Origin of the sequence: Nonomuraea turkmeniaca, from assembly GCF_005889735.1 — a bacterium.
In the GTDB taxonomy this organism is placed as follows: Bacteria; Actinomycetota; Actinomycetes; order Streptosporangiales; family Streptosporangiaceae; genus Nonomuraea; species Nonomuraea turkmeniaca.
On sequence record NZ_VCKY01000028.1, the window covers coordinates 38,848 to 65,804 of the forward strand.

Annotated in this window: 28 protein-coding genes and 2 pseudogenes; 17 read left to right on the forward strand and 13 right to left on the reverse strand. The window is 70.5% G+C overall.

The genetic code is table 11. The annotated features are described in order from the left end of the window. Positions 1–77: 77 nt before the first annotated feature. Positions 78–995, reverse strand: a complete 918-nt coding sequence (locus ETD86_RS11190) for an ABC transporter ATP-binding protein (RefSeq protein ID WP_170223002.1) — start codon at positions 993–995, stop codon at positions 78–80. Positions 996–1,428: 433 nt separating this feature from the next. Between ETD86_RS11190 and ETD86_RS55000 the strand changes: the two genes are divergently transcribed. Then, positions 1,429–2,202 (forward strand): class I SAM-dependent methyltransferase, encoded by a 774-nt coding sequence (locus ETD86_RS55000; RefSeq protein ID WP_170223003.1) that lies wholly within the window; start codon positions 1,429–1,431, stop codon positions 2,200–2,202. A 6-nt stretch (positions 2,203–2,208) separates the two neighbouring features. On the opposite strand, the gene ETD86_RS11200 is transcribed toward ETD86_RS55000, so the two are convergent. Then, on the reverse strand, positions 2,209–2,613 hold the full coding sequence (locus ETD86_RS11200; RefSeq protein ID WP_138666058.1) for a hypothetical protein: 405 nt from the start codon (positions 2,611–2,613) through the stop codon (positions 2,209–2,211). Positions 2,614–2,776: 163 nt separating this feature from the next. On the opposite strand from ETD86_RS11200, the gene ETD86_RS11205 reads away from it, so the two are divergent. Continuing rightward, positions 2,777–3,991 (forward strand): MFS transporter, encoded by a 1,215-nt coding sequence (locus ETD86_RS11205; RefSeq protein ID WP_211369975.1) that lies wholly within the window; start codon positions 2,777–2,779, stop codon positions 3,989–3,991. A 3-nt stretch (positions 3,992–3,994) separates the two neighbouring features. Here the strand turns inward: ETD86_RS11205 and ETD86_RS59065 are convergent, their stop codons facing one another. Further along, complete coding sequence (locus ETD86_RS59065) at positions 3,995–5,428, reverse strand: RICIN domain-containing protein (protein ID WP_138666059.1); 1,434 nt, start codon at positions 5,426–5,428, stop codon at positions 3,995–3,997. Positions 5,429–5,725: 297 nt separating this feature from the next. On the opposite strand from ETD86_RS59065, the gene ETD86_RS11215 reads away from it, so the two are divergent. Continuing rightward, positions 5,726–7,525, forward strand: coding sequence for a pectinesterase family protein (locus tag ETD86_RS11215; RefSeq protein WP_138666060.1), 1,800 nt, complete (start codon positions 5,726–5,728; stop codon positions 7,523–7,525). 89 nt (positions 7,526–7,614) lie between these two features. Here the strand turns inward: ETD86_RS11215 and ETD86_RS11220 are convergent, their stop codons facing one another. Both ETD86_RS11220 and ETD86_RS11225 read right to left on the reverse strand, forming a co-directional pair. Then, positions 7,615–9,288, reverse strand: coding sequence for a glycosyl hydrolase family 28-related protein (locus ETD86_RS11220; RefSeq protein WP_138666061.1), 1,674 nt, complete (start codon positions 9,286–9,288; stop codon positions 7,615–7,617). Positions 9,289–9,463: 175 nt separating this feature from the next. Further along, on the reverse strand, positions 9,464–9,880 hold the full coding sequence (locus tag ETD86_RS11225; protein ID WP_138666062.1) for a hypothetical protein: 417 nt from the start codon (positions 9,878–9,880) through the stop codon (positions 9,464–9,466). A gap of 358 nt (positions 9,881–10,238) precedes the next feature. On the opposite strand from ETD86_RS11225, the gene ETD86_RS11230 reads away from it, so the two are divergent. Then, a complete protein-coding gene (locus ETD86_RS11230; RefSeq protein ID WP_138666063.1) occupies positions 10,239–10,625 on the forward strand; it encodes a hypothetical protein in 387 nt (128 codons plus the stop codon). Between the two features lie 24 nt (positions 10,626–10,649). Then, on the forward strand, positions 10,650–11,063 hold the full coding sequence (locus ETD86_RS11235) for a hypothetical protein (RefSeq protein WP_138666064.1): 414 nt from the start codon (positions 10,650–10,652) through the stop codon (positions 11,061–11,063). 66 nt (positions 11,064–11,129) lie between these two features. Here the strand turns inward: ETD86_RS11235 and ETD86_RS11240 are convergent, their stop codons facing one another. Together ETD86_RS11240 and ETD86_RS11245 are read right to left on the reverse strand one after the other, a co-directional pair. Continuing rightward, on the reverse strand, positions 11,130–11,780 hold the full coding sequence (locus ETD86_RS11240; protein WP_138666065.1) for a response regulator transcription factor: 651 nt from the start codon (positions 11,778–11,780) through the stop codon (positions 11,130–11,132). Next, a complete protein-coding gene (locus tag ETD86_RS11245; protein WP_138666066.1) occupies positions 11,777–12,901 on the reverse strand; it encodes a sensor histidine kinase in 1,125 nt (374 codons plus the stop codon). Before ETD86_RS11245 ends, ETD86_RS11240 begins: the two co-directional genes overlap by 4 nt. 145 nt (positions 12,902–13,046) lie before the next feature. Here ETD86_RS11245 and ETD86_RS11250 point away from each other — a divergent pair, with 145 nt between their 5' ends. The 3 genes and pseudogenes from ETD86_RS11250 to ETD86_RS60010 form a co-directional block, all read left to right on the forward strand. After that, on the forward strand, positions 13,047–13,628 hold the full coding sequence (locus ETD86_RS11250) for a hypothetical protein (protein ID WP_138666067.1): 582 nt from the start codon (positions 13,047–13,049) through the stop codon (positions 13,626–13,628). Between the two features lie 211 nt (positions 13,629–13,839). Further along, positions 13,840–14,868, forward strand: coding sequence for a Gfo/Idh/MocA family protein (locus tag ETD86_RS11255; RefSeq protein WP_138666068.1), 1,029 nt, complete (start codon positions 13,840–13,842; stop codon positions 14,866–14,868). Between the two features lie 61 nt (positions 14,869–14,929). Next, a pseudogene (locus ETD86_RS60010) lies at positions 14,930–15,100 on the forward strand (Cgl0159 family (beta/alpha)8-fold protein); the annotation flags it as partial. 30 nt (positions 15,101–15,130) lie between these two features. On the opposite strand, the gene ETD86_RS11265 reads toward ETD86_RS60010, so the two are convergent. Next, positions 15,131–15,478 (reverse strand): MerR family transcriptional regulator, encoded by a 348-nt coding sequence (locus ETD86_RS11265; RefSeq protein WP_138666069.1) that lies wholly within the window; start codon positions 15,476–15,478, stop codon positions 15,131–15,133. Positions 15,479–15,537: 59 nt separating this feature from the next. Here ETD86_RS11265 and ETD86_RS11270 point away from each other — a divergent pair, with 59 nt between their 5' ends. Both ETD86_RS11270 and ETD86_RS11275 read left to right on the forward strand, forming a co-directional pair. Continuing rightward, complete coding sequence (locus tag ETD86_RS11270; protein ID WP_138666070.1) at positions 15,538–16,431, forward strand: aldo/keto reductase; 894 nt, start codon at positions 15,538–15,540, stop codon at positions 16,429–16,431. 56 nt (positions 16,432–16,487) lie between these two features. Continuing rightward, complete coding sequence (locus tag ETD86_RS11275; RefSeq protein ID WP_138666071.1) at positions 16,488–17,090, forward strand: TetR/AcrR family transcriptional regulator; 603 nt, start codon at positions 16,488–16,490, stop codon at positions 17,088–17,090. On the opposite strand, the gene ETD86_RS11280 is transcribed toward ETD86_RS11275, so the two are convergent. Then, positions 17,073–18,302 (reverse strand): RNA-guided endonuclease InsQ/TnpB family protein, encoded by a 1,230-nt coding sequence (locus ETD86_RS11280; protein ID WP_246147849.1) that lies wholly within the window; start codon positions 18,300–18,302, stop codon positions 17,073–17,075. The genes ETD86_RS11275 and ETD86_RS11280 overlap by 18 nt on opposite strands. A 137-nt stretch (positions 18,303–18,439) precedes the next feature. Between ETD86_RS11280 and ETD86_RS11285 the strand changes: the two genes are divergently transcribed. After that, entirely contained in the window at positions 18,440–19,198 is a 759-nt protein-coding gene (locus tag ETD86_RS11285) for an alpha/beta fold hydrolase (RefSeq protein WP_138666072.1), read from the forward strand. Between the two features lie 12 nt (positions 19,199–19,210). On the opposite strand, the gene ETD86_RS11290 is transcribed toward ETD86_RS11285, so the two are convergent. Beyond that, positions 19,211–19,945, reverse strand: a complete 735-nt coding sequence (locus ETD86_RS11290) for a dienelactone hydrolase family protein (protein ID WP_138666073.1) — start codon at positions 19,943–19,945, stop codon at positions 19,211–19,213. Then, on the reverse strand, positions 19,945–21,129 hold the full coding sequence (locus tag ETD86_RS11295) for an acyltransferase family protein (RefSeq protein WP_138666074.1): 1,185 nt from the start codon (positions 21,127–21,129) through the stop codon (positions 19,945–19,947). The genes ETD86_RS11290 and ETD86_RS11295 overlap by 1 nt, the downstream gene beginning before the upstream one ends. 57 nt (positions 21,130–21,186) lie before the next feature. Here ETD86_RS11295 and ETD86_RS60015 point away from each other — a divergent pair, with 57 nt between their 5' ends. Next, positions 21,187–21,453 carry a cupin domain-containing protein gene (locus tag ETD86_RS60015; RefSeq protein ID WP_425465622.1) on the forward strand — a complete coding sequence of 89 codons (267 nt, stop codon included), beginning with the start codon at positions 21,187–21,189 and terminating at the stop codon, positions 21,451–21,453. Here ETD86_RS60015 and ETD86_RS11305 read toward each other — a convergent pair. Then, on the reverse strand, positions 21,416–22,300 hold the full coding sequence (locus ETD86_RS11305; protein ID WP_170223006.1) for a LysR family transcriptional regulator: 885 nt from the start codon (positions 22,298–22,300) through the stop codon (positions 21,416–21,418). The two genes, ETD86_RS60015 and ETD86_RS11305, sit on opposite strands and share 38 nt — an antisense overlap. Positions 22,301–22,394: 94 nt before the next feature. Here ETD86_RS11305 and ETD86_RS11310 point away from each other — a divergent pair, with 94 nt between their 5' ends. The 4 genes and pseudogenes from ETD86_RS11310 (at position 22,395) to ETD86_RS11325 (ending at position 25,300) form a co-directional block, all read left to right on the forward strand. Beyond that, positions 22,395–23,135, forward strand: a complete 741-nt coding sequence (locus tag ETD86_RS11310) for an arginase family protein (RefSeq protein ID WP_211369976.1) — start codon at positions 22,395–22,397, stop codon at positions 23,133–23,135. A 137-nt stretch (positions 23,136–23,272) separates the two neighbouring features. Beyond that, positions 23,273–23,542, forward strand: a pseudogene (locus ETD86_RS60020) (FAD-dependent oxidoreductase); the annotation flags it as partial. Between the two features lie 85 nt (positions 23,543–23,627). Continuing rightward, positions 23,628–24,425, forward strand: a complete 798-nt coding sequence (locus tag ETD86_RS11320) for an FAD-dependent oxidoreductase (protein WP_211369977.1) — start codon at positions 23,628–23,630, stop codon at positions 24,423–24,425. After that, entirely contained in the window at positions 24,425–25,300 is an 876-nt protein-coding gene (locus ETD86_RS11325; RefSeq protein WP_138666079.1) for an endonuclease/exonuclease/phosphatase family protein, read from the forward strand. Before ETD86_RS11320 ends, ETD86_RS11325 begins: the two co-directional genes overlap by 1 nt. Here ETD86_RS11325 and sigJ read toward each other — a convergent pair. Next, positions 25,260–26,120, reverse strand: a complete 861-nt coding sequence (gene sigJ / locus ETD86_RS11330; protein ID WP_138666080.1) for an RNA polymerase sigma factor SigJ — start codon at positions 26,118–26,120, stop codon at positions 25,260–25,262. The two genes, ETD86_RS11325 and sigJ, sit on opposite strands and share 41 nt — an antisense overlap. 34 nt (positions 26,121–26,154) lie before the next feature. Between sigJ and ETD86_RS11335 the strand changes: the two genes are divergently transcribed. Further along, on the forward strand, positions 26,155–26,957 hold an 803-nt coding region (locus ETD86_RS11335), incomplete at its 3' end, for an NAD(P)-binding protein (protein WP_138666081.1).

Below are 26,957 nucleotides of genomic sequence, written 5' to 3' on the forward strand. Positions count from 1 at the left end.
TCACCCGCGCCGCACTTCGGTGCAGGCCCTTCGGCGAGGAGAGCCGGGGGTGCGGGAGTCGACACGCGGGGGGAACGTCACCGGCGCGGTTCGCCGGTGGGGTCGGTGCGGGCGGCGGTCGCCTCGGAGAACGCGCGCTTCAGGCTGCGCTCCTCCGTGAGACCCAAGAGGGCTATCCCGGCGTCACGGGCGATCTCGCCGAGCTGGATGGTGGTCAGCCCGCTGATCTCCATGCGCTGGCCCTGCATGTCGATGACCTCGCCGCCGGCCTCGATGACGGCCGCGCACAGCGGTTCCGGCTTGTCCGACAGGACGCTGATCGTCTGCGGCTGGAACCGATCGATGAACGCGGTGGCGGACCCACTCCCGATGATCTTCCCGTGCGCGATCACCACCAGGTCGTCCACCAGGTCCTCCAGCTCCGCCAGCAGGTGGCTGGAGATGAGCACCGTACGACCCTGGTCGCGGAACGAGCGCAGCAGCTCCTTCAGCCACGCGATCCCTTCCGGATCGAGCCCGTTCATCGGCTCGTCGAGCACCACGATCTCGGGGTCGCCGACCAGCGCGATCGCCAGCGCGAGCCGCTGCCGCATGCCCAGGGAGAACTTGCCCGTGCGCTGACGGGCCACCGCGCCGAGCCCGACCCGGTCGAGGAGCTCCTCGGCCTCGGACGCGGGCACGCCGGCCAGCCGGGCCGCCCACCGCACGCTGTCGATCGCCCGGCGGGAGGGATGAACACAGTGGGTGTCCAGGACGGCGCCCACCTTGCTGCTGGGAATCGGCCATTCGTGGAGCGGCCTGCCGTCGATGAGGGCGGAGCCCGATGTCGGTTGCACGAGACCCAGGAGGAGGCGCAAGGTCGTCGACTTGCCGGCGCCGTTCGGTCCCAGGAAGCCGGTGATGGCGCCTGGCCGGATGGCGAAGCTGGCGTCGCTGACCGCCGTGACCGTGCCGAAGGTCTTCGTCAGGTTCTGCGCCTCCAGCGTCGGCCTCATGCTCCGCTCGACCCCCCAGTCCGCCACGGCCCGCTGGGGCCGTCTGCCGGGTGCCGACACGAGAGGCTCACGATCCACCAGTCTTTGCAGCAGTTGTGTGGTTGCCATCGCATGTGGGGCCAAATGTAAACACCGCACTACAGAGCGTGTCAATGTTGTCAGAGTGTCCCGAACGGTATCCGCTTGTTGGGCCATCGTAGCTCTCCGTGGCCGAGCATCTGCCTTTTGCTCATTTTGCTGGCAACCACTTGAGATCCACTTACATGCGCTTAAACAGCTGGTCATGGGGGGAGGTCCGCCCGACGCGGGGAGCAGAGGCGCCGTCCGTCACGCGGAGACAGCCGCTGCGCGCGGCACCCGCGCCCTGCACAACGGGTACACGGACCTGGGATCGATGGTGGACCAGGGTTGCCGATCGTGCGACGCTCGTGCCGTGGGCGACTACTACCGCGACCTGGCCGCCGACTACCACTGGATCTTCCCCGACGAGATCGTGGACTTCCCCGGTGTGATCGGCGGCACCTCCCACGACAACCGGGAGCTCATCGAGGCCACCGTGAGCGCCCTGCCGTCCGGGGCGAGGGTTCTGGACTGCGCGTGCGGCATCGGGACGGACGCCATGGCGTTGGCGCACGCCGGTTTCCAGGTGACCGCCACGGACGCCGGCCCTGGCATGGTGGACGAGGCCAGGCGGCGGTTGCCCGCCGAGGTGGAGGTGCGCGTCGCCCGGTGGGAGGAGTTGCCCGCCGCCGTCACCGGGCCGTACGAGCTGGTCGTGTGCCTGGGCAACTCCCTGGTGCACGCCGGGTCGCACCAGGAGATGGTCTCGGCGCTGTCGTCGATGCGGCAGGTGCTCTCACCGACCGGGATGCTCATCGTCGACTCCCGCAACTGGGAATTGCTCTATCGGGAGCGTCCCCGGATCGTCCCCGCCGACCGGGTACGCGAGCGCGACGGGGTCCGCTGCTGGTGCGTGTACGTGTGGAGCATCCCCGAGCGCTTCGGCGAGCCGTGCCTGGCGGAGCTGCTGTTCCTGCTGGAGCGCCAGGACGGGAGCGTCACGCACCGCCGCCATCTCATCGACTTCCAGCCGTTCACGCCCGCCGACCTCGAGGCCCGGCTCGCCGAGGCCGGTTTCGCGGTCGCCGGCTCTACGTACCGGCCCGACAGGCAGCGTTACGCCTTCGCCTGCCGGGTGGCGGGGTAGGCGCGGCTAGCCGCCCGTGGTCAGGATGGTCTTCTGCTTCGAGCACTCGCCGGTGGGGCGCTTGGCGGTGCCGCGGCAGACCTGGACCTTGATCTGCAGGACGCTGCCGTAGTCCTTGCGGAAGGTGCCGGTGCCGGGCTTGCAGTTGTAGAAGCCGTAGACCTTCCAGCGTCCGTTGCGGGCGTCCTGGGCTCGCAGCACGGCCCAGGCGCAGCCCTTGCCGCGGGTGTCCTCGAGGTTGCCGTACACCACGTAGCCGAACTGGCTGATGGCGACCTTGCCCCAAGCGCCGGCCATGCCGTCGGCGGAGTGGACGGGGCGCCACTTCCAGATGGCCGGATCGGCCGCGGCGGGGGCGGCGGCCACGGCCAGCGGGAGGACGGCGGCGGTGAGGAGGGTGAGCAGACGCATGAGGGGACTCCGGTAGGGCAACGTGGATCGGACACTCCTAGAGATAGGCCCCCATACTTGTGAGCGACTTGGAAGCCAGTCACGGCGGCCGTCAAGCGTTGATCAGGTCGAGCGACATGGACCTCGGGCAGGTACCGGGCACCTGGCCGATAGCATGGCGCGCGTGAGTTCGGGGCGTGCGGTGACGGAGGCCATGAGCCCGCCTTCGAGCGGGCGGAGGCCGGCGCTCAATCGCACGTTGATCGTCGTGTGTCAGAGCATGCAGGCCCTCTGCTTCGGCGGCATCGCGCTCTTCCTCCCGCTCATCAGGCAGGACGTGGGCATCAGCCCGTCCCAGGCCGGTCTGCTGGCCGCGGCCGGCACGTTCACGTACGCGCTCATGCAGATCCCGTCCGGCTACCTGTCGGACCGGTTCGACACCAAGCGCCTGTTCGTCGTGGGGTTGGTCGGCACCAACCTGCTGTCGCTGTCGTTCGCGTTATTGGACTCCTACGGCTGGTTGGTGCTCAATCAGGCGGTGTCCGGTGTCTTCCGGGCGCTGGTGTTCGCGCCGGGCCTGCTGCTGATCAGCCGGCAGTTCGCGGAGGACCGCCGGGCCACGGCCATGGGCTTGTACGTGGCCGGGGGCTTCTCCTCCAACATCCTGCTCAACGCGCTCGGCCCGGCGCTGGTCGGCCCACTGGGCTGGCGGTGGCTGATGATCCTCTTCGCCGCCAGCGGCCTGCTGGTGCTGCTCGCCTTCGCCAAGCTCGGCGACTCGGCGCCGCACAAGGTCGATGCGAAGCCGCCGACCTGGGCGGACGCACGCGAGATCCTTTCGCACCGCGTCGTCTGGCTGGCCGGCTTCATCCAGTTCGTCCGGCTCGCGGTGGTCACCGGGATCGCGTTCTGGCTGCCCAGCCTCCTCGTCGAGGACAAGGGGTTCTCCCTCGGCGTGGCCGGCGCCGTCGTGGCCATCGGCGCGGCGGTGACGGCACCGGCGAACTTCCTCGGCGGCTGGGTGTCCGACCGCCTCGGACGGCCGCTGGCCGTCGTCGGGGTCTCCCTGGCCATGCTGGCCGTCACGATCTTCCTCATCCCGTTCGTGGACGCGCTGCCGCTGCTGATCGCGGTGATCGCGGTGAACTCGATCTTCCTCCAGCTCTATTTCGGGCCGCTGTTCGCCGTGCCGTTGCAGCATGTCGGCACGGCGAACCCGGGCCTGGTCACGGGGTTCAGCAACTTCTGCGCCAACCTCGGGGGAGTGGCCTTCGCCTACGGGCTGGGCGCCTTCAAGGACGCGACCGGCTCCTACGACGCCGGCCTGTGGGCCTTGGCCGGCATGTGCGCCGCCGGACTGGCCGTCACCTTGCTGATCGCCCGCCTGCCCCGCCGATGAGCGTCAGGTGCCGATGTTGGCCTGGGGGCCGGCGTACGTCCTGAGCAGGGCCGGCACCTCGGCGGCGGGGTCGAGGGTGTAGGAGTAGAACGAGCTCGGGGTGAAGGCCGAGCCGCCGGTCTCCTGCTGTCCTGACGAGTTGACCACGATGCTGCCGGACTGACGCAACTGGGCGGCGTCGTCCTTGTAGTAGGGGTCCTTGACCGTGTCGTAGTAGCTGTTCTCGATCACCATCTTGGTGGCGCCGCGCGCGTAGTTGCCGTAGCCGGTGACGTTCTGCAGGTAGTTGTTGTACAGGTGCGCGTAGGCGACGTTGTCGGTGCTGGGGTTGCGCGAGTTGGTGCCACGGAACCAGTTGTGGTGGATCGTCATCCGTGCCGTGACGTTCTCGGTCCAGCCGATGCCGAAGGTCTTGTTGTTGTCGGCCAGGATGTTCCAGGACACGGTGAGGTGGCTGTTGTCCTTGCGGCTGTCGATCAGGCCGTCGTTCATGCGAGTGATCGTGTTGTGGTCGATCCAGATGTGGTGGGCGGTGTCCATCTGGATGCCGTCGTAGTCGTAGGTGTCGTCACCGGGGTCGTCGTCAGCCATCCTGGTGTCGCGGATCGTCAGGTTCCTGATGATGACGTTGCTCACGCCGGTGCCGAGGAAGAAGCCGCCGTTGACGATGTGGCCGTTCGTGCCCACGCCGACGATGGTCTTGTTGGAGGCGACCTTGATCTCGGTGCCGTACGGCGTGACGGTGATCGGGCCGCCGACCTTGATGACGTAGGGCGCGCCGGCGGTGGCGTACCTGACCAGGTCGGCGTAGGTGGTGACGGTGACCGTGGCGCCGGCCGCGCCGCCGGTCGTGGTCGACAGGCCGCTGCCGCTGGTGGCGGCGAAGCCGTCGGCGCTGCTGGACCAGGTTCGTCCGCCGGCGGAGGAGAACAACCATTGTTTGTTGGTGTTGGCGGTGCAGGTCTCCTGGATGATCGCGGCTCCTGAGGTGGTGGAGGCGCCCTGGTCGCTCATGCACAGCCCGGTGGCGACGCTGACGATCTGGTACGTGCCGGTGCCCGAGGCCACGAACCGCCACAGCTGGTTGCTCTTGGCGCCGTCACCGCACCCCCACTGCTGCAGCCGCAGTCCCGACGTGGCCGATCCGTTCGGCACGTCGACGCACCGGCCGCTGTTCACGTTGCGGATCGTGTAGACCCCCGACCCGGCGGAGACGACGGAGAACTGCTGCCAGGAGGCGCCCGAGCACCCCCATTGCTGCAACAACGCGCCGTTGTCCTTCGAGCCGCCCACCACGTCCAGGCACATGCCGCTCTTGGTCACTTTGAGCTGGTAGACGCCGCCCGCTACGGGAGCGTCCGCCTGCGCGGCCGGTGGAGCCAATCCCCAGGCGATCGCCGTGAGCAGGGCGACACCTGCGTGCTTACGCACGAACATTTCGTGTGCTCCTTCCTCGTAGCCACCGAGAAAGGAGCACGCGTGAGAGATCTGTCAACTGGACCACCGCGATCCGGCAGAAAAGCAATGGTCGCGTATGAAACTTTCATGCGGGAGCCGGTGGCGGGCCGCCCGGCGAGCGTGATCGGACTTTCCGCTGCTGAATCGCGAAAATTTCGAAATTGCGGGAATCCTGCCTGCTAGCGATATCCGGGGGTGTTTTCAGGCCGTTGACGTTGCCTTCGCGCTGACGCAACGTTTCCTCCGACGATCGCACCTCAGTCGGAGAGGCCCCACATGAAACCCCTGCTCGTCCTGCTCGCGGTGGCGCTGACGGTGGTCGCGCCGTCCCCGGCGGCGGCGGACACGCCGTGGTCCGGACGCGCCGACGGGTTCGCCGGGCTGAGCGCGCTCGGCGTGGACGGCACCACCGGTGGCGCGGCCGGCCCGACCGTGACCGTGGACAACCAGGCCGACCTGGAACGGTACGCCACGGCTTCGGAGCCGTACGTGATCAAGGTGAGGGGCTCGATCAGGATGGAGCCCTACGGCAAGGAGATCGAGGTGGCCTCCGACAAGAGCATCGTCGGCGAGGGGGCGGGCGCCGAGATCGTGCAGGGCGGGTTCTTCCTCAACCAGGTGCACAACGTCATCCTCCGCAACCTCACCATCCGCGACTCGTACGTCGCCGGCGACTGGGACGGCAAGAGCAAGGACTACGACGGCGTCCAGATGGACGGCGCCCACCACGTGTGGATCGACCACAACCACTTCACCAGGACCGGCGACGGCCTGCTCGACATCCGCAAGGACAGCGACTACGTCACCGTTTCCTGGAACGTGTTCAGCGACCACAACAAGGCCGTGGGCGTCGGCTGGACCCCGAACGTGGTGACCAAGGTGACCATGCACCACAACTGGATCCGCGGCACCCACCAGCGCAACGCCAGCATCGACAACACCGAGGCCGCGCACTGGTACAACAACTACGTCCAGGACACCGCGATGTACGGAACCATGATCCGCGGCAGCGGCAAGCTGGTCGTCGAGAACAGCTACTACCGGTCGGTGCCCGACCCGATCGTGGCCAAGGACCCCGCCTCGCAGGTGGTCCAGCGCGGCAACGTGTTCGACCAGAGCGAGGGCCGCACCGACCAGGCGGGCGCGGCCTTCGACCCGTCCGCCTACTACCCCTACAGGCTCGACCCGGCCGAGCGGGTGCCCGCGATCGTCAGTCGCGGCGCCGGTCCGCTCGGCGGCGAGCGGCCCGCGCCGCACCGGATCACGGTCGCGCTCGACGGCACCGGCGACTTCGGCAGCGTGCAGGCGGCCGTCGGCGCGGCCCCGCGCGGCGCCGTGATCATCATCAAGCCGGGCGTCTACCGCGAGATGGTCCGGGTCTGGGCGGGCCGCAGGGACCTCACGATCAAGGGCGCGACCGGCGACCCGGAAGACGTCGTCATCACGTACGAGCTGCCCGCGAACGGCGCGAAGTTCTACGGCGGCACGTGGGGACCGGCCGCCAGCGCCACCTTCGGCATGCTCGGCAGCGACATCACCGTCGAGGGCGTCACGCTGCGGAACGCCTACGACGAGGCGCTCGCCGCCGGCCCGGCACCCGCCGTGCGGACGGCCGGTGACCGGATCACCTTCAAGGGCACCCGTTTCCTCGGCAACGAGGGCACCTTCCAGGCGGACGGCCGCGCCTACCTGCGGGACTGTTACGTGGCGGGCGACGTGGACATCGTCCGCGGCCCGGGCACGGCCGTCCTGGACCGCTGCGTGACCGAGTCGCTCGCGCCCGGCAACGTGGCCGCCGGCGGCTCCGTCCTCATGACCGGCAGCCGGCTGGAAGGTGACGCGGCCAAGTCGGTCACCCTGGGGCGGTCCAGCACTCAGGTCGTGGTCCGCGACTCCTGGCTGGGCGGGCACGTCAAGGACGACCCGTGGGAGGGCGAGGGCCGCTTCGCCGAGTACCGCAACACCGGCCCCGGCGCGGCCGTCACGGCGGACCGGCCGCAACTCACCGACGACGAGGCACGCGCGTACACCGTCCGGGCCTTCCTGCGGAACTGGGCTCTCCCGTCCGGGAGCTGAGCCTGCGCGAGGAAGCCCTGGATCACTCCGGCGGCGGAGCGGATCGGCGCCGGAGTGATGCTGGGCCAGGCCGAACTTCTTCTGACGGGTCAATCCCGGCGGTCGCGCTGGGCGGCGTACAGGTCGGTCACACGGGGCGGGGAGCCCTGCTGGACGAGGAGGCTCTCCAGGTCGCCGGCGAAATCCGGCGGCAGCTCGCTGGCGGTGCCGTTGGTGCCCTGGACGCCCACGGTCGCGCTCCGGGGGGCGACGTCGGCGATCGTCACGGCGTACGCGCTGCCGCCGGTGACGCGGACGTTCCAGTGCACGATCCGGGCCCCGAACAGCGGGCCTGACGCGGCCGAGCCGCCGACGCGGCCGTTGTTCACCATGGTGATGTCGGTCCGGGCGTTCTCGAACGGCAGCGCCCGGTGGGTGTCGAAGGTGCCCTCGGCCATCCGGCCGCGCCGCCACACATTGCCCGACGACAGGCCTTCCACGTTGAGACCGTGATGCACGGCGCCGGACGGCACCGGCACGGTGAACGCCTCGATCTCGAACTCGTCGACGAGGTTGTCGTGCGACTGCATCCGGCAGGCGAAGCTGTGGTGCGCCGACCGGCCGCCCACCACGACCCTGGACAGGGTGGTCGACTTGGCGTAGGTGAAGCCGAAGCCCAGGTCGCAGTTCTCCACGCGGACGTCGCTCGCCCAGCAGTCGTGCACGGCCTGGAAGCACACCCCGTTCGAGCCGGGATGTTTGTTGTGCGCGGTCATCGCGACCGGCTCGTTGCGGATGGTCAGCTGCTCGACGCCGCTGTCGTGGACGGTCGGGCCGAGCGCGCGCAACCGTGCCGGCCAGCCGGGGCGCAGGTCGTACTTGAGTGGCTGGGCCAGGACGACCAGCCGATCGCCGAGTATCGCCTCGACGCGGACGGGCCATTGGAGGGAGGCGTACTGGATGTACTGGCCGCCGGAGCCCGTGACGAGCTGCGGCGCCCGGCGCGGCCAGTCGTACGATCGGGCGCCGGGGATCTCCCCGGCCAGATGCGTCAGCAGGCTCGCGTCCGGCGGGTTGTCGCTCTCGAGCATCACCATGTCGCCGACGCGCAGCCCGCTGGTGTCGGAGACCATGAGCGTACGCTGGCCGCGGGAGGCCGCGCCCACCTCCGCGAGGGTGTCGCCCAGCAGCCAGCCCTCGGTGCCGGCGAAGTCCTCGGCCTCCGACCGGGCCCGCCGCTCGGCCGCCATGAACCAGACCTGCCCGCCGGTCCACGACCAGCGGCTGTTCCCGTTGGACTGCCGGGCCGGCCGGTAGCCGTCGTCCAGTGTCCGGCTGAAGTGCAGCACGGTGGCCTCGCGCCCGGCGCCGCGCAGGACCACGTTGGACCAGTGCACGAAGACCGGCGAGGCCAGCAGGTAGGTGCCGCGGGGCACCAGCACCACGCCGCCGCCCCGTTCGCCGGCCGCGCGCAGCGCCGCGTTGAACGCGGGGGCGCAGTCCGTCGTCCCGTCCGGGCGGGCGCCGTGGTCGGTCACCCGGGTCACCACGTTCGGCCGCGGCAGGCGCGCTCCCAAGCGGTAACCCGCGCGGGAGATGTCGGGGAGCTGCGGGTGGGATCCGGGCGCGAGCACCCACTGATCCAACAGGGCGGCGGACGCGTCCGGGGGCCGGGTGGTCACGCTCTCCGCCGCGGCTCGGCTGGTGAACGCGGGCGCGGCGAGGGCGGCGGCCGCGCCGCCGAAGAGCGTTCGGCGGCTCAGCTTGGCAAGGTCCTGACGCATGGGGCTCCTACTGTCCGTGAGCACGCTTGTCGGGTCTCAAAGATGGGATCTTTTGATGGTGATCCCATAGAAAGTCCGGACTGTCAATGGCTCACGGACAGCTTGGCCGACCATACATCGGATGAGCGGGGGTGCAGCCAAGGGGTGAGGAGGATCAGCCCCTGGCCGCCTCAGCTCACGAGTACCACTCGTAGTGGACGTTGGTCTTGGTCCTGGTGTTGAAGTCGATCTCGCCGTCGAGGTAGCGGGTCCACAACTGCGCGAGTTTCGCCGACCGTACGGTGCAGCCGGCCCAGCGGACCCCCTTGGGACGGATGCTGCCGACGTAGTCGTAGCAGGCTCCGACCTTCTTGCCGTTGACCCAGAGCCGGGCGTTCAGGCTGACGTCGTAGAGCCTCTTGCGAGAGACGTTCTTGATCCGCACCTTGATGCGGCAGGTGTCCTCGCACTTACCGAAATAGATCTTGTAGTCGAGCAGATGCGGACGCGATGTCGTGCTGGCTTCAGAGGCAGAGGCGGCCGTCGGCGTCCCGACGAGGACCCCCGTCGCGACCGTGGCCGCTAAGAGCATGCCGGCAAGACTCCTGGTCATATTTCCCCCATGGCATGAACGGCCGCTTCCCCCGTTGAAAGCGGCACACTCTCCTCGATTAAGGATCAGGAAAGCGCAGAGGTCAACATTTGTCGGCATATATACCGAGATGGTGAGGTTGTCGCCGGGCGGCCTCACGCGTCTGGGGTAAAGCGCGTTCCTACTGCCAAGATCGCGGCGTGGCGGGCCGATCAGCTGTGAAAGAGGCGGTCACGACGCCCGGCAAAGGCCACTGGTTCGGATACGACCGGCCAAGAATCTTTGGCCGTTCGACGCGGGGTGGCTCGCGGCATGAAGGCCTCCATGAACTTACTTTCTGTAATGACTCCGATCCGTGTGTAATCGAGAGGGAACTTTCATGCTCCGTGGCATATTCGCGGGCGGCCTCGCGCTGGCCGCCACCGGTCTCGTCATGACCGTCGGCCCAGCCGCGCACGCCGACCTCACGGCCCCGTACGCGCGAGCCGGGGCGATCGTCGACGCCAACGGCAAGCTGGGCAGCGGCAAAAACGTCCTCAGATCGTGGCGGGCCGGCGTCGGCCGGTACTGCGTCGAGGTCGCTTCCAAGGTGGACACGTCCGAAGCACTCATCCAGATCACCCCCCGCCAGGCGCTGCGACTGCCCCACATCGTCTACCGCAGCAAGTCGGCGACCTGCCACCACGACAACACCATCAGCATCAACGTCTACAACACCAGCACCGGACGTCTCGCCGACGGCGGCTTCGACCTCGCCATCGCCTGACCAGGACCGAAGGAATATCCCGACATGAAGAGCATCCGGCGTATCTCCGCACTCGCGCTCGCCGCCACCGCCCTCCTGACGCCGGCCGTCGCCCGCGCGGACACCCCGTACGCCCAGGCTTCGGCCATGGTGGAGGCCGACGGGTCGGTAGCGCGGAGCAAGAACGTCGTCGACGTCTGGCGCCCGCACCGCGGAACCTACTGCGTCCTCGTGGACAAAAGCGTCGACCTGCACGGTGCGGTGGCGATCCACGCCACGCCCGAGGGCTGGTACGAGCACCCGCGCTCGCTGTCCGTGCAGCTCGGATCCCGGACGTGCCACGACCACCACCACGGCGGCCATTTCCGCACCGACGACCAGTTCCGCACCATCGCCGTTCATAGTCAGACATCCCACGGATATCGGGCCGATGCGGCGTTCTATCTGACCGTCTCCTGAGATTCTCCGCTCCAGCTCTGGCTCCCGGCTGTGTACCGGCCGGGGGCCAGGCGTGGCACGACGCGGTCAGCCGCCCGGCTGGATCAGGCCTGACTCGTATGCGGCGATGACCGCCTGCACCCGGTCCCGGACCGCGAGCTTCGCGAACACGTTGCTGACGTGCGTCTTCACCGTGTGCTCGCTGACGACGAACGCCGCGGCGATCTCCGCGTTCGACAGGCCGCGACCGAGCAGCATGAGCGTCTCCCGCTCCCTGGCGGTGAGCAGGCCGAGCCCGGTCACAGGCTTCCTGGGCCGCTTGGAGACCATGTCGTCGATCAGCCGGCGGGTCACGGTCGGCGCGAGCAGCGACTCCCCGGCGGCCACCACCCGGACGGCGTGCACCAGGTCGTCCCTGCGCACGTCCTTGAGCAGGAAACCGCTGGCCCCGGCGTGGAGCGCATCGTAGACGTAGTCGTCCTGGTCGAAGGTGGTCAGCATCAGCACGCGCGTGTCCGTCTCCGCGCACACCACCCGGGCGGCCTCGATGCCGTCCATGCGCGGCATGCGGATGTCGAGGAGCAACACCTGGGGCCGGTACGCGCGCACGGCCTCGATCGCCGCCAGGCCGTCGCCCGCTTCGGCGACCACGGAGATGTCCTGCTGCGTGTCCAGGATCAGCGCGAATCCGCTGCGGACCAGCTCCTGATCGTCGGCCACCACCACGTTGATCGTCATCCGGCCACCTCCGCGTGCCCGCGCGGGAGCCGTACCGAGACCTGGAAGCCCCGGCCCGAAGGGGCGAGCCCGAACGAGGCGTCCCCGCCGCACGCCGTGGCCCGTTCCCTGATGCCGATCAGGCCTTGGCCGCCCACCTGGCCCTGGCGCGGGCCGCGGCCGTCGTCCGTCACGGTGACCCGCAGCGCGTCCTGCTCCCAAACGAGGCGAACCTCCGCCGCTCCCGCGCCGGCGTGCTTGACGACGTTGGTGAGCGACTCCTGGATGATGCGGTAGGCGGCGACCTCGACGTCGTGCGACAGCGGGAGCGGTGTGCCCGTCTCGGTGAGCGTCGCCTGGGCGACCCGGCCGACCAGCTCGGGGATGCGGTCCAGCGTGGGCTGCGGGTCACGTGACCCCTCCGGCTCCTTGAGCAGGCCGAGCATCCTGCGCAACTGCCCCATGGCGTCTCTGCCGCTGGCGGCGATCGCGTCGAACGCCGCCTCCGCGCGCTCCGGCCGGGTGCGTACGGCGAGCGGACCGGACTCCGCCTGGACCACCATCAGGCTGACCGCGTGGGCGAGGATGTCGTGCATGTCCCTGGCGATCCTCGCACGCTCGTGCTGGGCCGCGCGCTCGGCGGCCAGTTCCCGCTCCCTTTCGAGCCGCATCGCCCGCTCCCGGAGCGCGAGCGACTGCTGCTTGGTCAGGGCCGCCACCCGGCCCAGGGCGTAGGCCGCCACCCACGTCGCCAGCCCTCGCACGTACGTGTCCACAGACACCGATTGCATCAGTGTCCCCACCGCCGTGACGACGATGGTCACCAGCCGATGTGAGGAGGGCGACTGGTAGGCGACGGTGTAGACGGCGACCAGCCAGCCATACCAGATCGGCTGGTTCGGCCCGTTCCCCACGATGTCGTAGAAGGGGATCGCGGCCATGACGACGAACATCACCGTGAACGGGAACCGGCGCCGCAGCAGGACCGGCAGCGTGGCCGCGAGCACGGGCAGCAGGAGCGCGATCGGCCACTCCGGGTCGGCCGACGTGAACGGCGCGAGCTGCGCGGCGAGCACCGCGACGGTCAGCAGAACATCGACCAGGGCAGGCGGCAGCGCACGGAGCCGGTCCAAAAGCGCCATGCATGATAAGAAACCACACCCGCTCGCCCGAGCACATCGCCAGCGCGGGGGAGATCGCGGTACGCCTCTCCCTCGCCGGAAGGAGAGGCAGGATCGCCCCCGCCGGTGATCACACGCCCCTGCCCAGGAGCCGACCCTGTTCACTATGAACCTCACTGCGAAGTCATTCGTCCTCGCTCCGTTCCTCGTCCTGGTCTACGGCCTCGTCCACATCCTCGACGGGCTCGACGGCACCTACGGGCCCGGCCTCGCGTGGACGGCGGGGCACCTCGCCTTCCTCGCCGCCTTGGCCCTGTTCGTGCCGCTCATCCTCGAACTCGCCCGCCGGTCGACGCACCGGCGGGCCGCCGCCGGGGTCGCCGTGTTCGCGCTCATCGGTGTCGCGGCGGGGGCCGTGCAGTTCGGCATCGACGTGGTCGTCGGGTTTCTCGCGGCGGACCGGGCGGAGATGGGCACGCTCTTCGACCGGGTCCAGGAGGTCCCGGGCGTGATGCCCGCCGTCTACACCGTCGTGCCGGCGTTCTTCTACGTCGGCCTGGTCGTCCTCGTCGTCATGCAGGCCGTCGCCGGGCGGATCGGCTGGTGGAGCCCTGCGCTCGTGGCGCTCGGCGTCGGCGTCGTGGTCGCCAGCAAGGATCTCCTGACGCTCAGCGCCCTGATCAACCTCGCGGGGCTCGCCCCGCTCGGCCGAGAGACCGGGCGGCGCGAGCGTGTCAGCCTCTCCTGATGCCGGCGAGGCCATCGTCCGCATGGCGTCCCGTCGCGGCCAGGACAGACGAGTGTTCTCTGTTCATGTATATGACGTTACGCAATGATGTCAGGACAAATTCTTGACTCGATCATTGCTGACCATGCATGCTTCAGCACATCGCCGATGACCTGACCAGCGCCAGGCTACGGCGAGTGACGACCCAACGACGTGAATGGACAGGACGCGCATGCGCATCGGGCTCGCCGGCGTGGGAAGGATCGGCGCTTTCCACGCCAAGACTCTGGCCGCTCTCGACTACGTCGACGAATTGGTCGTGACCGACGCCGATACCGGAGCCGCGGAGCGCGTCGCAGCCGGGCTCGGCCTCCAGGTGGCCCCGGACGCCGAGGCGCTGCTGGCCTCCGGGGTCGACGGCTTCGTGATCGCCACCGCCACGCCGGGGCACGCGCCGCTGCTGCGCCTGGCCCTCGCCGCCGGAGTGCCGGCCTTCTGCGAGAAGCCCGTGGCCGCGACCCTGAAAGAGACGATCGAGCTGGCCGAGCTCGTCGCCGCGACCGGCGTGCCGGTGCACGTCGGCTTCCAGCGCCGCTTCGACGCCGGATACCGGCGCGCGCAGGCCGCGGTCGCCTCGGGCGAGCTCGGGTTCGTGCACACCATCCGGGCCGGCACCCACGACCAGGCTCCGCCGCACGCGTCCTACATCCCGACCTCCGGCGGCATCTTCCGCGACTGCAACGTGCACGACTTCGACATCCTGCGCTTCGTCAGCGGCCGCGAGGTGGCCACCGTCTACGCCACTGGCGGCAACAAGGGCGCGGCGTTCTTCGCCGAGGCCGGCGACGTCGACACCGGCGGCGCCCTGCTGACCCTGGACGACGGCACGATCGTGCTGGTCTCGTCGACCCGCTACAACGGTGGCGGCCATGACGTGCGCATGGAGGTCCACGGCGAGAAGGGCACGATCGCCGTCGGCCTGGACCACTCGCTGGCGATGCGCTCGGCGGAGGAGGGCGTCGACTTCCCGCGCGGCCCGCAGAAGTGGTCGTTCATGGAGCGGTTCCTGCCGGCGTACCAGGCCGAGCTCGCCGCCTTCGCCGACGTCGCCCGCGGCGAGCAGCCCTCGCCCTGCACCGTACGCGACGCGCTCGAGGCCTTCCGCATCGCCGAGGCGTGCGAGCTGTCCAGGGCCGAGCGCCGGCCCGTCGCCCTTTCCGAAATCGAGGGGTCCCAGATCGGGGGGATCCACACGACATGACGACCACACCCGTGGCAGGCCGCATCGCCGGGGCGCCCATTTCGTCGGGGCGGACGGCCGGGTGCACAACCTGCTCGATCCGGACCCGACCATCACCTCCATCCACATCGCCGCCGGGCTGGGCGCCACCAGCCAGCACACCTGGCTGAAACTGCCCGTGGTCGAGGAGCTGGAACGCGTCATGGACGCCACCACGCTGCCGACCCTGCTGCTGGGCGGCGACCCCACCGCATCGCCCACGTACCGAAGGAGCGCGCAGCGGTCAGGCGACGGTCGTCCGGATGAGGGAAGCGAGTGCGGAGCGGCTCTGCTGGAGCGTCGAGATCCGGGAGTCCAGCTCGCTCATCTGCTCGTCCAGGTAGGCGCGGACGCACGGGTGCAGGTCGGCCAGGCTCGGGCCCTCGACGCAGGGGAGGATCTCGCGGATCAGGTGCGTGGGCAGCCCCGCCGCGAGCAGCCCCCGGATGTTGCGGACGGTGGCGGGCGAGTCGTCGGCGTACCGGCGGTGCCCTCCGGCGCTGCGCTCCGAGCTCAGCAGCTCCTGCTCCTCGTAGTAACGCAGCATGCGGGGGCTGACCCCGGTCTCCCGTGCCAGATCACCGATCCTCATGTGACGTCCCTCACAAACCCTTGAATCTCACATCGGCGGCAAATTCTACGGTCTTGCCCATGAGCGAGAACCTGATCGAAACCAACCACGACAACATCCTGCTGGGCGGGGATCTTCCGGTGCGCCGGATCGGCTACGGGGCCATGCGACTGGCGGACGGCCCGGACTCGCCCCGCGGGGCCGAGGCGCACATCTGGCGGCCCCCGGCCGACCGGGCTGCCGCGATCGCGGTGCTCCGCCGGGCAGTGGACTTGGGCGTCAACCTCATCGACACCGCCGACGCGTACACGCTGGGCGGCGGTGAGGAGCTGGTCGCCGAGGCGCTGCACCCCTACCGCGACGGCGTGGCCGTCGCGACCAAGGTCGGCGTGGTCCGGCCGTCCCCCACCGAGTGGGTGCCGCTCGGCCACCCCGCCTACCTGCGGCAGCAGGCCGAGCTGAGCCTGCGCCGCCTCCGCGTCGACCGCATCGACCTGCTCCAGTTGCACCGCATCGATCCGGACGTCCCGCTCGCCGACCAGATCGGGGCGCTCAAGCGCCTGAGGGACGAGGGCAAGGTGCGTCACATCGGCCTGTCGGAGGCGTCGGTGGAGCAGCTCCGCGAGGCCGCCGAGATCGTCCCGATCGTCAGCGTCCAGAACATGTACAACCTGGTCACCCGGCAGCACGAGCCGGTCGTCGACTACGCGGCGGCCAACGGGATCGTGTTCATCCCGTTCTTCCCGGTCGCGATGGGTGACCACGCGAGGCCGGACGGCCCGGTCGCGGCGGTGGCGCGGGAGGTCGGCGCGACCTCGGCGCAGGCGGCGCTGGCCTGGCTGCTGCACCGCTCGCCGACCATCGTCCCCATCCCAGGAACGACCTCTCCGGCGCACCTGGAGGAGAACCTCGCCGCGCTGGAACTCGTGCTGACCGGCGACCAGTTCGCCCGGCTGGACCGAGCCGGCCGGTAACGTCCTTCGGGCGGTAGGCTGTGAACAAAAAACCAATCTGTTCATATGGAGACAGCATGCCGCCGGCGTTCTCCGAGGAGGAGCGGGCACGGATCACCGAGCAGTTGCTCGACACCGCCACCCGCCTCTTCTCGACCCAGGGCCTGCGCAAGACGTCCCTGGACGAGTTGACCGCTCCCGCGGGCATCGCCAAGTCCTCGCTGTACGCGTTCTTCGACTCCAAGGAGGACCTGTACTTCGAGGCCTTGCTGCGGCAGACCGAGCGGGTGCGGCGGCGGGTGATCGAGGAAGGGCTCAACCGCGGCGCCGACACCCGCGACGCGCTACGGCGCTTCCTGCGTGCCGCGGTCGCCGAGCTCGACACCAACCCGCTCTACCGGCGGCTGACGTCCCACCCGCAGGAGATGGCCGCGGTCGCCGCCAAGCTCACCCCCGAGCGCATGGCCGCCGCCGAGGGCGGCCCCATGGCGGACCTGCTCCGATTCCTCGGCACCCATCTGGACGGCGACCCGCGGGTCCTGCTGGGCGTGCTGCGCGCGGTCCTGCTGACCCCGCTGCACGCCGACCACTTGGGCGCCGACATCTACCCGGCGGTGATGGACCGCCTGATCGACGCGGTGACAGAAGGGATCACGTCATGGTCAACCACCACGGGCTGAGGCCAGTGGTTTGCTCTCACGGTCCCGTCTGGCTGAAGGGAGGCCGGTAGCGTGCGGCTGGTTGACAGCAGCCCAGCCCGCAACGCCGCGTACGGCGATGTTGCGGGCCGCGATGTGGTCGGCGTGCCCAGCGAGGCCACACCCGGTGCAGGCGAACCGGCCTCGCGCCGACCGGTTCGCTCTGGAGACGCACCCGCAGTCGGGACAGACCTGGGAGGTGTAGGCGGGGTCGACCAGGAGGAAGGCGACCCCGGCCCGCGCGGCCTTGTAGCGGGTGAACTCGATCATCTGGGCGAAGGCCCAGCCGTGCAGGGTGCGCCGCTGGAGCCGGTGAGCCCTTACCCGGCTGCGGATGCCCTGGAGATCCTCCAAGGCGACGCCGCGGCCGGTGCGTTCGGCTTCGCGCACCACGTGTTTGCTGATTTGGTGGTTGACGTCGGTCATCATCCGGTGCTCACGCCCGGACAGGCGGCGCAGCACCCGCCGCGCCGAAGAGGTGCCCTTCTTCTGCAGGCGGCGGCGCTGCCGATACCTGCGCTCCCGCAGGCTGCGCACATGCCCGTTGCCGTGGATCGGACCAGGCAGGGCAGGGCCGGGCAGCACTGCGCCGTCGTTGGTGACGGCCAGGTTGGCCACCCCTTGGTCCACGCCGAGGAAGCCGTTGGCCGGCTCGCGCACCCCCGGTTTGGGCAGGGTGACGGTGACCTGAAGCAGCCACACCCCGCGCCGGAAGATCAGGTCGGCCTCGCCGAGCGGCAGCGTGTCCACGGCCTTGAGATCCTCCGGTCGGCCGGTGTAGGGCACGGTGACGCGGCCGGAGAGGGTCCACAGCGACACGGTGCGGGCATCACGGTTCCAACTCATCAGACGCGCGTCATAGGGGACCGCACCGTACGGGCGGAACACATGAGCCCGCTTCTTGGTGGCGCGCCGGTTGGCATAGGCACCAGACACTCGGGCAATCGCCCGCACCGCCGCCTGCGCACCCAGCCCGGCGAACTGCGCGCGCACCGCGTAGTAGGCCAGCCGGTGCAGCTCCACCACGGCGAAGATGTGCTGCTGCCAGGCCAACCGGGAGACGAAGCTCGCCGCCTCATTGCACACCCGCACTGCCGCGGACAGGGCATCCGCCTGGGCGAGGGTGGGCGCAAGCCGGAGCTGCACTACCGAGGGCAGGCCGTGCCGTTTGGTGGCGGAGCGGCGGATCGCCATCGCGCACCTCCTGTCTCCGTGCCTCACCTGCCGCACATATTACTGACTGTTACCAATGTTTTCCATATTGTTTTCGAAAGGAGGGTGGCGCTTCCTTCCGGCCCTCAAGGGCAGGGTCTCTCCGCGCCACACTTCAGATGAACGGGCTGCCGTACCTGTCGGCCGGTGCGGGACCACCGCTGGTCGTCCTGCTCTTCACCCCGCAGGCGGCCAACCCGACGGGCCTGGCCCGCTGGTCCACGATGCGGATGGTACGACCGTTCACCGAACACTTCACCGTCTACGTCGTCAACCGCCCACCCGGGCTGCCGCCGGCCACGACGATGGCCGAGCTCGCGGCCGTCCACGCGCGAGCGATCACCGCCACCTTCGACGGCCCGGTGAACATGCTGGCCATCTCCACCGGCGGCTCCATCGCCCTCCAACTCGCCGCCGACCATCCCGACCTGGTCGACCGCCTCGTCCTGGCGGGCACGGCCTGCACCCTGGGGCCGGTCGGCAAGCGGGCCCAGCGGGGCTACATCGAACGCGCCCGCCAAGGCAGGCGGCCGAGCCCCGCGCTGGCCGAGGTCGTCACCGAGTCGGCGATCGGCAGGAAACTGCTCAAGGGCCTGCTGTGGTTGTCGGACGGCGGCGGGAAGGATTACGCCGACGCCGTCACCGTGCTCACCGCCGAGGACGGCTTCGGCCTGCGCGGGCGGCTGCACGACATCAAGGCGGCCACGCTGCTGATCCAGGGCGGCAAGGATCTCGTCTACCCGCTGGAACTGGCCCGGCAGACGGTTGAGGGCATCCCCGACGCCCAGCTCGTCGTCTATGCGGGCCGCGGCCACAGCGCCACCTTCACCGACGAACGTTTCGCCCCCGACGCCCTGGCCTTCCTGGCAGACAGCTGATCGACGCGGGCGCTACCGGTGGTCGGCGACGTGTTCGTCGAAGAAGGCGAACGTGCGCTGCCAGGCGTCGTCCGCCGCCGGCCGGACGAGGCCGTGCCGCAGCGGGAACAGCGCGAGCTTCGCGAGGGGGTGGTGGCCGTCGGTCATGAAGGAATGCCCCGCGGCCGGGTAGATCTCGACGTCGTGCTCGATGCCGAGCGCCCGCATGTGCTCCTGCAGCCGCGTGCCGTGCGACCGGAAGCCCTGGTCGCGACCGCCGTACGAGCCCACGACCGGACACACGGCCTGGAGTTCGTCCCGGGCGCCGGGGACCGCGCCGTAATTCACCGATGCGGCTCGTACTCCAGGGGGCGTGCTCGCCGCGTACGCGAGGGCGAATCCACCGCCCATGCAGAACCCGATCACACCGAGCCGGCCGCCGTCGACGTCGTCGCGGTCGGCGAGCCACTGCCGGGTCGCGTCGATGTCGGCGGTCGGCCGCCCCGGCTTGCCGGTCACGAGTTGCTGCATGGCCCGCGCCAGGCACCCGATCCTGGTGCCGTGGCTGTACAGATCCGGCAGGACCGCCGCGTATCCATGCTCGGCGAACAGGTCCACCACCTCCAGCATGTCCGGTGCGACGCCGTAGATCTCGTGCACGACCACCGCCCCCGGCCATCCGCTCGCCGGCGGGGTCCCCTCCGGCAGCGCCACGGTCGCGGCCAGCGCACTGCCGTCCGGCAGGGGAATGCGCACATCGTGTCTCATCAGCGGTTTCCTTGGCCGATCCGGGTGAAGCGCAGGGACAGCGTGCGGCCGAGCCGTTGGGCGGGCGCCTCGATCAGCCGGTACGTGAGCCCGCTGACGGCCAGGATGCCGGCCATGACGAGGGCCAGGGTGAGGGCCTGCACGGGCAGGGGGACGGCGCGCAGGTCGCCGGCCAGCGCGGTGAGGATCTTCAGCAACGGGACGTGCATCAGGTAGAGCGAGTAGCTGATCAACCCCAGCCACACCAGCCCCCGTGGCACCCGACTGCTCCTCAGCGCCATGCCCACGGCGAACGTGACGGCCGCCATCGCGAGCGTGGTGATCCACACGTCCGGCTGCACCCACCACCACCCGGCCTGCACGGCCCACATCGGGGCCACGGCCACGAGCGCGGCAGCGGGCACGACCGGCCAGAGCCTTCCGGTTCCCCGCTCCCACTGGTTGATCGCGGTCCCGATGAACATGACCGCCAGGATGGCCGCGCCCAGCCAGGGCGCCCGGCTGCTGAGGAACAACAACAGGATCGCGCCGAGACCCAGCCCGCACGCCGCGAGCACGGCCGCCCGCCGCAGGAAGACACATGCCAGGCCGGCGGCCAGGCCGGCACTCGACACCCAGACGAGCCAGCCGCCCGTCAGCGGCGGACCGGAGAACAGCAGCCCGGCGGAGAGCCCGCCCACGGCGAACACCAGGGCCGCCACGCCGGCGCGGTGATGCAGGCCGCCCGCCTGCAGCGCCGCGGCCACCAGGTAGAAGACCATCTCGTACGAGAGCGTCCACATGGGATCGACCACCGTGGCGACGCCCACCACGTCGGTCAGCATGGTCGCGTGCGCGGCGACCGCCGACAGGTCACGGGGCACGGCGTCGCGTACCGGTATCCACCAGGACAGCGCGAGGGTCAGGCCGATGACCGCGACATACAGCGGGTACAGGCGCAGGGCCCGGGAGATCCAGAACGCCCGGAGGTCGCCTCGCCGTTCCATCGAGGTCGGAATGATGTAGCCGCTCACCAGGAAGAACACCAGCACGCCATAGATGCCGAGGTTGCACCAGTAAGGCCGCAGGGTGGGCATGACGGCTTGCAGCGTGTGCTCGGCGAGCACGGCGACCGCCGCGACTCCCCGCAGAGCGTCGAGCCAGGCCATGCGCGTGTGGGCGGACGTCTGCGGAGAATCGGTCATAGCGGTGAGCACGCCATAAACCTAGCGACCTTGGTTCGGTTCTTGCTCGTTACGTAGGTGATCCGGCGGCAATGTCCGCCCGCTTGCTCGCCTGCCAGGCGTCCTCGTCCCGCTCCCGCGGCACCTCGCCCGTCGGGCACCGGGGCGCCCATGCACTCGCACAACTGCGACGAGCACGTCACGGTGCTGGAGGGCGAGGCCGAGGTGTGCGTGGCGGGTGAGGTGACCCGGCTGACGCGGTTCGACACCACGTACATCCGTGGGCCAGGACTGAGTTGTCGTGTGCTCATGGCCGGGCGCCGAGCAGCTCCAGCATGGCGGTGACGGCCGGTGTCGCGGTGCGGACCAGGGCGTGGGTGGTCCGTGTGATCTCGACTGTGGAGATCGGCTGGAGCACCACGCCGTCGGGGACGCCGACGACCGTGGCGACCAGTTCGGGGACCAGTCCTGCGCCCAGCCCTTCGCGGACCATGCGGAGGACGAGCGCGTAGTCGTCGGCCGTGTGGATGACCCTCGGGTGGAAACCTGCCAGGGCGCAGGCACGGTGGAGCATCTCGTGGTCGTTGGTGCCCCGGGAGCCTGCTATCCATGGCTCCTCACGCAGCGAGCGCAGGTCCACCGCGCCGGCCGCGGCCGGATGGTCCGCGGGCAGAGCGATCAGGATGGGCTCGACGCCCAGAAGCCGCCGGGAGACCCCGGGCGGAGGATTCTCGGGGATCAGGTTGTAGGTGAACGTGATCCCGAGGTCGCAACCACCGTCGCGGAGCGCCTCGACCGCCTCGCGGGGTTCGAGCTCGTAGACGACCACGTGCAGGTACGGGTGCCGGCTTCTGGCGGCGGCGATCGCGGGCAGCAGGCGGTGGACCGCGGCCGTGGCGAAACAGGCCACCCGGACGGGCCCTCTCGGGGTCGAGGCCGAGCGGAGGTCTTCTTCGGCGGCGTCCAGCGCGTTCAGGACGATGTGCGCGTGCCGGACGAGGCGCCGCCCTTCGGCGGTCAGGCGCACCCGGCGCCCGGCGCGCTCGAACAACGGCACGTTTGCCTCCCGTTCCAGGGTGGCGAGCTGCTGCGAGACGGCGGACGAGGTCATGCCGCACACCTCACCCACGGCGGTCATCGTGCCGTGCTCGGCGAACTCGCGCAGCAGGCGCAGCCGGACGGGATCCAACATCAAGGAGTCCTTATAGATCATCGCAGGAACACTAAGTGGACATTGACAATTGCACCACGCGAGACTGGCGTCCAGCCAATCGAAGGAGGGCAGGATGCTGACTGTCGTAGAGGTCCCCCAGTGGCAGGGGTCGCTGTCGCCCACAGCGCCGAAGCTGGTCGAAGGCGCCTCCCGGCTGGCCGCCATGGTGCCCGGCGCCCAACACGTACGCGTCGACACCGGCGGCACCCTTGCCGAGACGGCTGAGAGGGTCCGGCGGGCGCTCCCTCAGGACGGCTTCATCGTCACGGTGGGCGGGGACTGCGGCGTCGACCTGGAGCCGGTCGCGGCCGCACTGCGCCGGTACGGCGACCGCCTGAACCTCGTATGGTTCGACGCCCACGGCGACATGAACACGCCCGCCACGTCCCCGTCGGGCGCCTTCCACGGCATGATCCTCCGCACGCTGCTGGGTGAGGGCCCGTCCGGCCTGGTGCCCTCGCCCGCGCTGCGCCCGGATCAGATAGCCCTGGCCGGAACGCGTTCCCTGGATCCCGCGGAGGCCGACTACATCCGGCGGACCGGCATCGGCGGCCTGTCCACCATCGACGAGAACGCGGTCCTCTACATCCACGTAGATCTCGACGTCCTGGACGGGATCACGTCGGTGGGCTACCCGGAGCCCAACGGACTGTCCGCGGAGGCGCTGACCGAGGAGATCGCCGCCCTGGCCGCCCGGCACGAGATCGTCGGCTTGGGAATCACCGAATACGCGCCCGCGGACCCGAAGGACGAGGAGATGCTCAGGCACCTGGTCCCCGAGCTCGTCCGGCTGTGCCGCGCATCCGTCCCCTAGGACGCTTGTTAGTAAGTAGTTACTATGTAATGCTTTAAGCGTGCGAACGAGGTGCAGGACCGGGATACGTCGGCGGGTGCCGATGTCGTCTCGGGAGGTGTGCGCTGGTGGCCGGTGATGCCGGGCGGGTGGTCGTGGTGGGTGCGGGCATCGCCGGGTTGACGGCCGCGCACCGGCTGGCCGGAGCCGGGGTCGAGGTGACCGTTCTCGAGGCCGGGCGGCGGCCGGGTGGCCGGATGTCCACGCTGGACCTGGACGCGGGGCCGATGGAGCGTGGCGCGCAGTTCCTGTCGACCGGTTACACCGTCGTCCCCGAGCTGCTGTCGGCGTCCGGTCTCGCCGACCAGGTGGTCCCGGTGTCCGGGCGGACGGCGATCCTCATCGACGGCCGGCTGCGGAGATTCGACACCGACCGGCCCGCCTCCCTGGTCCGCGGCGGTGTGCTGCGAGTGCGGGACCTGCTGCCGGCGGTTCGCGGCGCCTTACGCACGCGTGGATCGTCGACCGGCGGGGTGGCGGACCTTCACCGCCCGCCGCGCCCGCGCCGTGACCGTGCGCGGTGGCTTGGGCCGGCTGACCTCGGCCCTGGCGGCCGGCCTGGACGTCGAGTACGGCGTGCGGGTGGAACGGGTCGCGCGCGACGACGGTGCCGGCGCCGTCCTGCACACCAGCCGGGGACGGCTGCGCGCGGCCGCCGTCGTCCTGGCCACCCCGGCACGCCCCGCCGCGGCGATCCTGGCCGACCCGACCCCTCGCGAACGGTCCGTGCTCGCGGTGCCCTACAGCCCCGGACTGCTGGTCGGGCTGGCCCTGCGCGAACCGCTCGCCCCTGACGAACTCGGCGGCGCCTACGGCGTCCTCGCCGGCCCCGGCGAGGCGACCGCGCTGGCCGCGGTCGCGGTGCTGTCCCGGGCGGACTCCGGCGCCTGCGGCGGTGACGTGCTCACGGTGATGCTCCGGCCGTCGGCCGCGGGCCCTTTGTGGTCTGCCGATGACCCCACGGTGTGCACCGCCGCGGTCGCCGCCCTGTCACCCCTGGTGCCAGGGCTCACCGGCCGGGTCACCGGCACCCGTGTCGTCCGGTGGGAGCAGGCGATGCCGTCGGTACCGGCCGGGCACGTACGGGCGGTGACCGCGTACCGCTCCGGGGTGACCCGCGCGGACGCGGTCGTGCTGGCCGGCGACAATCTCGGCTTCCCGTGGACGGACTCGGCGGCGTTCAACGGCCGGTGGGCCGCCGACCGGCTGCTCGCCCACGGCCACGGTGACCTTCCCGAGAGTGGCGAGTGATGCGGGTACTGACCTGGAACGTGTGGTGGCGGTTCGGCCCCTGGCAGGCCCGCCGGGAGGCGATCGCGGCCACGTTGGAAGTACTCGGCTGCGACCTGATCGGCCTGCAGGAAGTCTGGGCCGACGACGACGAGAACCTGGCGGGATGGCTCGCCGACCGGCTGGGCATGCACTGGACGTGGGCGGCCTCCGACCGGCCCGGCCGCTGGCGCGAACGCCTCGGCGGCTCGACGGCCGGCGTCGGCGACGCCGTCCTCAGCCGGTGGCCGATCATCGACCGCGCCACGCTGCGGCTCCCCACAACGGGCGGCCGCGACGACGGCCACCAGGCCTTGTACACCCTCGTGGACGCTCCCGGACACCCGGTCGCCTTCTTCACCACCCACCTCAACTCCGCCCCGTACGAGTCCGCGGTCCGGTGCGCCCAGGTGACCGCGTTGGCCCGGTTCGTCGCCGCCCACCAGGACCGCACCGCCTTCCCCGCCGTGGTCACCGGCGACTACAACGCCCTGCCGGACTCCGACGAGATGCGGCTGCTGGGCGGGTACAGAACCGCCCCTGTCGTCCCCGGCCAGGTCCTGCTGGACGCCTGGGAGTACGCCGACCCCGCCGAGCCGTCGGCCACCTGGGACCCCGCCAACCCCTACACCGCGCGAACCTACGAGCCGGCCGGACGCATCGACTACATTCACGTCGGCCCGCCGGGCCCCGGCGGCCTCGGCCACGTCCGCTCCGTACGCCGCGCTGGTGATCGGCCCGTCGAGGGCGCGTGGCCCTCCGACCACGCCGCCGTGCTCGCCGACCTGGCCGCGCCGTCCGGCGGCGAGCTCTGGCTCACGAGCCTTGGGCGAAGCGCCGGAGCTTCTTCGGGTTGACGACGAGGTTCAGCTCGGTGATCCGGCCGGCGTCGATCTCGACGCCGGCCACGCCGATCACGTCGCCGTCCAGCACCAGGACGATTCCCTCGCCACTGGCGAGCGCCACCGGTACGGACCGCACCCCCGCGTACCGGCGGCCGAGCCCGGACAGCAGCGCCACGACCTGCTGCGGCCCATGTACCGGGAAACGCGCGGCGCGAACCTCCCCGCCGCCGTCGGAGCGGAGCACGACCCGCGGGTCGAGCAGCGAGACCAGGGCGGCGACGTCCCCGTCCGCACTGGCCTTCAGGAACGCGGCGGCGACCCGTTGATGCTCCGCGGCGGAGACGTGCGCCCGCTGCGGTGCCTGGTCCCGGACCCGGCGCCGCGCTCGCGACGCCAGCTGCCGGCACGCGCTGGGTGTGCGCCGTACCACGGCGGCGACCTGATCGAACTCCATGCCGAACACGTCGTGCAGCACGAACGCCACCCGCTCGGCGGGGCTGAGCGTCTCGAGAACCAGCAGGACGGCGGTGCGTACGGACTCCCGCAGCGCGCTGGCGTCGCCGAGGTCGGTGTCATCGACGGCGGCGATCGGCTCGGGCAGCCAGGTGCCCACGTAGGTCTCCCGGCGTGCGCGGGCCGAGCCGAGCATGTCCAGGCAGATCCGCGACGTCACCGTCGTCAGCCAGGCCCGGGGGTGCTCGAGGTCGGCGGGCGCCGACGTGTGCAGCCGGAGCAAGGCCTCCTGGACGGCGTCCTCAGCCTCGGCCGCACTGCCCAGCAGCCGGTAGGCGACGGCGAACAGGTAGCGGCGGTGCTGCTCCAAGTCCTCCATGTCACACGATCCCGGCCTGTTTCGTCACCTGGTCATGGTAACGATCAATGTCGTCGGTGGCGGCTTCGCCGGTCTCGTCGCCGCCATCACATGTGCCGAAGCAGGAGCGCGGGTCCACCTCCTGGAGGCCCACGCCGCGCTCGGCGGCCGCGCCCGCGCCACCACGGGACCGTACGTCGCCCATGACGGTCCGCATGTGCTCTACAGCGACGGACCCTGGTGGCGATGGCTCGCCGACCGGGACCTGATCGGCCCGTACGCGAACGTTCCCCTGAATGCCCTGGCCGGCTTCCGCTTCCGCAGGGACGGCCGGCTGCGCCGCGTACCGCCGCTCGCCCTGCTGCGGGTGCTGGCGCACCGCCGCCTGCACGCGCCGGTCGACGCCGACTTCGCCACCTGGGTCCGCGGCCGGCACGGGGAGGAGGCCGCGACGGTCACCGCGAACCTGATGGGCGTGGCGACCTTCGACGCGGACCCGGGCCGGTTGTCGGCCGCCTTCGTCTGGGAGCGGCTGCTGCGGGTGTTCGCGCCGAGCCCGCCCGCCAGGTATCTGACCGGGGGCTGGAACGGCCTCATCGCCCGGCTCGCCGCCCACGCCCGCGACCTCGGCGTCGTCATCGAGACCGGCGCCCGCGCGACGGAGCTGCCCCCGCCGCCGGTCATCGTGGCGACCTCCCTCGACGCGGCCGGCCGCCTACTGGGCACATCGTTCCCGCAGGGGGAAAGCGGCCGCACCGTCCTGCTGGACCTCGCCGTACGCGCCGACCGGCGCGACGCCTTCGTCGTGTCCGACCTGGACGAGGCCGGCTGGCTCGAGCGCTACACCCTCCCCGACCC

What these genes read in the sequence shown, in the direction of transcription:
- ETD86_RS11190 (WP_170223002.1), bottom strand. Translation starts at nt 995, where the DNA reads ATGAGGCCGACGCTGGAGGCGCAGAACCTGACGAAGACCTTCGGCACG.
- ETD86_RS11200 (WP_138666058.1), bottom strand. Translation starts at nt 2,613, where the DNA reads ATGCGTCTGCTCACCCTCCTCACCGCCGCCGTCCTCCCGCTGGCCGTG.
- ETD86_RS59065 (WP_138666059.1), bottom strand. Translation starts at nt 5,428, where the DNA reads ATGTTCGTGCGTAAGCACGCAGGTGTCGCCCTGCTCACGGCGATCGCC.
- ETD86_RS11215 (WP_138666060.1), top strand. Translation starts at nt 5,726, where the DNA reads ATGAAACCCCTGCTCGTCCTGCTCGCGGTGGCGCTGACGGTGGTCGCG.
- ETD86_RS11220 (WP_138666061.1), bottom strand. Translation starts at nt 9,288, where the DNA reads ATGCGTCAGGACCTTGCCAAGCTGAGCCGCCGAACGCTCTTCGGCGGC.
- ETD86_RS11225 (WP_138666062.1), bottom strand. Translation starts at nt 9,880, where the DNA reads ATGACCAGGAGTCTTGCCGGCATGCTCTTAGCGGCCACGGTCGCGACG.
- ETD86_RS11230 (WP_138666063.1), top strand. Translation starts at nt 10,239, where the DNA reads ATGCTCCGTGGCATATTCGCGGGCGGCCTCGCGCTGGCCGCCACCGGT.
- ETD86_RS11235 (WP_138666064.1), top strand. Translation starts at nt 10,650, where the DNA reads ATGAAGAGCATCCGGCGTATCTCCGCACTCGCGCTCGCCGCCACCGCC.
- ETD86_RS11240 (WP_138666065.1), bottom strand. Translation starts at nt 11,780, where the DNA reads ATGACGATCAACGTGGTGGTGGCCGACGATCAGGAGCTGGTCCGCAGC.
- ETD86_RS11245 (WP_138666066.1), bottom strand. Translation starts at nt 12,901, where the DNA reads ATGGCGCTTTTGGACCGGCTCCGTGCGCTGCCGCCTGCCCTGGTCGAT.
- ETD86_RS11250 (WP_138666067.1), top strand. Translation starts at nt 13,047, where the DNA reads ATGAACCTCACTGCGAAGTCATTCGTCCTCGCTCCGTTCCTCGTCCTG.
- ETD86_RS11255 (WP_138666068.1), top strand. Translation starts at nt 13,840, where the DNA reads ATGCGCATCGGGCTCGCCGGCGTGGGAAGGATCGGCGCTTTCCACGCC.
- ETD86_RS11265 (WP_138666069.1), bottom strand. Translation starts at nt 15,478, where the DNA reads ATGAGGATCGGTGATCTGGCACGGGAGACCGGGGTCAGCCCCCGCATG.
- ETD86_RS11270 (WP_138666070.1), top strand. Translation starts at nt 15,538, where the DNA reads ATGAGCGAGAACCTGATCGAAACCAACCACGACAACATCCTGCTGGGC.
- ETD86_RS11275 (WP_138666071.1), top strand. Translation starts at nt 16,488, where the DNA reads ATGCCGCCGGCGTTCTCCGAGGAGGAGCGGGCACGGATCACCGAGCAG.
- ETD86_RS11280 (WP_246147849.1), bottom strand. Translation starts at nt 18,302, where the DNA reads ATGGCGATCCGCCGCTCCGCCACCAAACGGCACGGCCTGCCCTCGGTA.
- ETD86_RS11285 (WP_138666072.1), top strand. Translation starts at nt 18,440, where the DNA reads ATGAACGGGCTGCCGTACCTGTCGGCCGGTGCGGGACCACCGCTGGTC.
- ETD86_RS11290 (WP_138666073.1), bottom strand. Translation starts at nt 19,945, where the DNA reads ATGAGACACGATGTGCGCATTCCCCTGCCGGACGGCAGTGCGCTGGCC.
- ETD86_RS11295 (WP_138666074.1), bottom strand. Translation starts at nt 21,129, where the DNA reads ATGACCGATTCTCCGCAGACGTCCGCCCACACGCGCATGGCCTGGCTC.
- ETD86_RS11305 (WP_170223006.1), bottom strand. Translation starts at nt 22,300, where the DNA reads ATGTTGGATCCCGTCCGGCTGCGCCTGCTGCGCGAGTTCGCCGAGCAC.
- ETD86_RS11310 (WP_211369976.1), top strand. Translation starts at nt 22,395, where the DNA reads ATGCTGACTGTCGTAGAGGTCCCCCAGTGGCAGGGGTCGCTGTCGCCC.
- ETD86_RS11325 (WP_138666079.1), top strand. Translation starts at nt 24,425, where the DNA reads ATGCGGGTACTGACCTGGAACGTGTGGTGGCGGTTCGGCCCCTGGCAG.
- sigJ (WP_138666080.1), bottom strand. Translation starts at nt 26,120, where the DNA reads ATGGAGGACTTGGAGCAGCACCGCCGCTACCTGTTCGCCGTCGCCTAC.